Annotated in this window: 2 protein-coding genes and 1 pseudogene; all 3 read right to left on the reverse strand. The window is 62.5% G+C overall.

Features of this window, described 5'->3' with window-relative positions; genetic code table 11:
• Positions 1 to 1173: pseudogene (locus AC2VOU_RS08055) on the reverse strand (hypothetical protein); the annotation flags it as partial.
• Positions 1170 to 2984: a hypothetical protein gene (locus AC2VOU_RS08060; RefSeq protein ID WP_486956898.1), complete on the reverse strand. Its 1815-nt coding sequence runs from the start codon at positions 2982 to 2984 to the stop codon at positions 1170 to 1172. The pseudogene AC2VOU_RS08055 and the gene AC2VOU_RS08060, both read right to left, overlap by 4 nt.
• Positions 2981 to 4229, reverse strand: a 1249-nt coding sequence (locus tag AC2VOU_RS08065; RefSeq protein WP_486956899.1) for a tyrosine-type recombinase/integrase, incomplete at its 5' end; no start/stop codon positions are given. The genes AC2VOU_RS08065 and AC2VOU_RS08060, both read right to left, overlap by 4 nt.

Genomic DNA, 4229 nt, shown 5'->3' on the forward strand with positions numbered 1-4229 from the left:
GAGGATGCTGGTTACCGCGGGGGCGCCGTAATGTGTGCCGATGGCGCCGGCTGCGATTCCTTGGACTTCGCTGTCGCGCATCATCGTCATGATGGAGACGAAAATGTAAGCTGCATTGCGGATCTGGGTGAGTTCTTTGCTCACGATCACCCGGTCGAATCCGCTGATCCATGGTCCGCGCGTCCCGTTAGGACGGTCGACGGTGGCGGGTTGAGTGCTGGAATATCCGAACTTGGTGGGGACGCCGGCGGCGATCGCATCGCGTACTCGTTGTCGTCGGGCTGGTCCGCAACCGTTGTAGAAGTTGGTCGACCGAATCCGTGGTGTGGTGCACAGCGCCAGGCCATCCCAGTTGATCTCGCCGGCCTTTCCGCGCCCGAGCGTGTAGATGTGCAGCGGAATGAAACCGTCGGGTGATGTGAGCCAGGAGTCGATCGCCCGGTCGATGGTTTGTGCCGCCGGCCATTTGCCGTGGTGTGGGCTGGCATCCAGATTATCGATTTCGTCGCGGGCGGCAACGACATCAGGGGCAAACACGTCGATGTAGGTCCAGCAGGCGCGGACCAGTGGCCAGAATGCCTCCGGGGGGATGACCGGGGTTTTGATCTCGCCCGAGCTCCCAGTCTTAGATGACCCCACCGATACCCGCAACCCGCCGTTTTGCATCAGTGCCCCGAAGGTCACAAGGTGGCGCAAAAGATCATTCGCGGAATGCTCGGCGGTGACTGCTCGGGTGGCGCGAACCGATGCGAGATAGGCCTCGCTGTCGTCATCGGTCCACTGCGACAAGTCGGCCGTGTACCCGCGGCCCTTAGCCCATTTGGCGAGGTACCGGAGCTCGGCAAGGGCGTGCTGGATCGACTTCGTCTTGTACGGGCGGTTGGACCGGTAGACGTGCACTTCGCGAACGGCGGTGTGGGTTGGTTGCAGCATCGCCATTGCCAGCGTCTTGGCGATCGGCACCCAGTCACCGGGGAAGTCGTCGAAACGCAGATGTGCACGAGAGGCGCTCAGGTTGGGGGCGATTCCGCCTGCAGTCAGGTCCCATCGGGGCATATCGCCGAATCGCGGCTCGGGACCGGGTGCGACCCGGCGAGCTGCTGGTAGAACGGGTTCGTCCGGGGCGAAGGGTGGATTCCACGCTGAAATCGCCGACGCGAGTTCGCTGGTCATTGTTCTGCTCTTTGTCCTAGAGGTCGATGCAGGTCTGCGTTCTGTCGCCGGGCAGACTCGATCTGGTCGGATGGGAATTCCGCGAGGATGGCGTCGAGGTTGACGCGTTGCTGGCCGTAGGTCTCGCTGAACTGGATTGGGGGCATGGCATTTTCGATGTCATCGAGTACGTCGCGGTACACGATGAGGCGTGGCAGGTGGTCGCGGAAGATGACCGCATTGCGGCACTGAAGGCACATTGACGGCGACGCGTGGCACAGTGAACCTGGTTGGCCGAACGGCCCATCGTATGGATCTCGGCACGCCGATAGTGTCAGTTGCTGCTCCGCTGGGGATTCGTCGGCCACCGACGTTGCGAGCGCAGCAACAGCGGAGTCATGTGGGCCAGCCGCAATGTCGGTGGCCTTCGCGTCGATGAACGTCGGTCCGCTCTTGGCGCGGTCGAGGACTTTGCGCTGGGCGCGCAGCACCGTCTGCGCAGCGATGGTGTGAACGGTAGTGGTCTGGGCATAGTGACCCCGGAAGACTTCGACGGAGTGGTCGTCGCCGGCTGCGCCGTTGAGAGTCCCGAGCAACGCGGCCCGCGCGCTTTTCACCGTCTTGCGGAGTCTACGCATGTCGTGCGGTTCGCTGATTGACAATCCGTGGCGTCCGATGAGCTTGCTGAGCGAGTTCGTGCGTCCGAAATGTCGTGCCCGGATGACATATTGGGGGTATTCGCCGTCGCACCGATCTCGGGCTGCGCGAATCCCTGTCACCCAGAACAGCGGCTCATTGGGGGTGTGCGCATGCGTGTGCTGCATCGCGTCTGCGGCTCGCGGAAGGAGGTCGCCGGCCTTCCACCCCCAGGGACGCTGCTCCGCCGAGGGCAGGGTATGCCAACGGAGTCGTTGAGCCCGTAGCTTGGTCGCTCGGACACGGACGGACGAATCGCCGAACTCGATGTCGCTGCGCAGTAGCCGGGCGCTTTCTTCAGGCGCCCAACCCGTTTGCAGATGGAGCAGAACTCTAATCGCGAGCAGATACTCCTCCTCGGGCCCAAGGTATGCGCCCACCGCCGTCATCAGCGGCCGGGCCTTCATCCCGGCATCCCGGTTGAATCCTGACATTTGGTCGACCTCACATCCATTTAACTTCCGGCCTGGCCCAGCCAGATGGACGTGGAACGATCTGTCGTAAGGCAAATTCCGCAGGGCCCATAGAAGATTCTCAACTCGGTCCCAGCCGTGGCAGCGCGGATCTTGCCCCGACTTCAGCAGCGCATCGCCGCGTAGGAGTCGTTCTTCATTGTCTCGCACGATGATTCGGCATGCCCGCTCAAGTTGGAGTCGTTCGTTGTTACTGAACTCGTCGAGCGGCAAGCCTTCCCACGAGCTGCCATCCAGGGCCCATCCGCTGGCCCAATCCACAAGCGCACCGTCAACTTGTCCGCGTGATTGGAGATATCGGGCGACGTGATTACGTAGGTCCGTACCGAGCTGCTTCGCGCGCACGCTGGGCGGCGGGAAGCGCAAGACCATCGCTGACTCCCAGTCGTGCAGTCGTCGCGCAACGTCCGCACCGTCGCCGGACAAGGTGAGAAATCGGTCGGCGCGGTCGGTGAAGAATTCTCCGACCCGCCTGATGACCCCGCCTTGGCGAGAGACCGTACCGGGTGTGAGGTCCAGGTTTTCGGCGCCTTCCTTCCACGCATCGGCGAGTTCGGCGACGAGTCGAGTGGCGATATAGTCACTCGGACTGATGCGGGCAGACCTCATCGGCCCGCCGGGCGGGAAGATCACGATCCGCGGTTCACGGTAAGCGGGCGTCACGACGACTGCGCCTCCAGTTCGTCCAGAACGTAGGTGGCGTAGTCGCGGGTGTTGTCGCTCCAGGATTCAAACGCCCGTTGGATCAACTCATCTGACTCATCGACGTACCGGAGGTAAATCATCGTTGTGGACGGGCTAGCGTGCCCGAGTAGACGCTGTAGAGTTAAGAGTGGGTTGTGGACGATGTGTTCGCTGATCGTGCCGAATCCTGTTCTTTTCCGGGACTGTTCGAGTTGCGCCGCGCGTCGCTGCAAGCTGCGCAGCATAACCACAGCAAACGTGTGTCTCAGGTCATGCGGTGTGACCGCGGGAGGCATGGTGGGCGTCGAGTTCGCGAACGCGGCAAGGCGGTCGTTGGCGTCCTTGAAGTACTGATGCCACCGGCGCTGTGAGGGCGGGCGACCAGCCTTGCCCACAAATAGCGACAACGGCTCGATATACCCAGCCTCGTCGACTCTGACCAGGAGCCGGCGCACGTCGGGAGATATCACCGCGAACTCCTCCCGCTTCTCGAGCCCTTGGTAACGGTATGTGAGCGTGCCCGCCGCCGGGTCGATGTCGTTGACTACGGCCAGCGTCGGCAGCTTGCGCCGCAGAGCGGTCTGGGCCTTTCGGACAAGGGATTTCCGTTCCGTCTGGCGATAGAGCTCAACGGCCTTCACCGTCGACGACGGGATATAGACCCGCCGGCGACGCCCATTCTTTGCACACGCTTCAAGCAGAAGCGAGCCGCCGCGATCAGAAGTCGGAATCTCAGCATCGAGCAGCGTGGACCACTCGGTGAGGCGCATGCCGGTGGTCAGAGCCAGGTCGACGGCGCACACATTTCGAACGGTCGATTGGCCACGGTAGGAGGGGTCCAGCTCTCCGGTGGGCAGCTCCCCACCGAAGCCGATGTTGCGCAGGGCAAGCCATTGTGCGTGCGACAGTGCTCGGACGTCCATCTCCGTGCGCGGTGTCCTGGGACTGACGACCGATCTGCTCCCTACTTGAATCCACGGCAGGCGATCGCGCTGACCCGTCTCGTACAGGTAGGTGAATAGCGCCCGAATGACGACAAGGTGCCGCGACCAGGATCTGGGTGAGACGCCGTTGGCGAGCCGGAATCTGCGAAAAGCCACGAGATCTGACTCTGAGACATCTAGCACCCCAATGCCCCTCGTGGACAAGAACTGCCCAAACTCCAACGCATCACGGGCGTACGCCTGAACGGAATTCGTCCGCAGATTCTGGCAATAGAGCCGC

Source organism: Mycobacterium sp. TH-M25 (assembly GCF_057473665.1).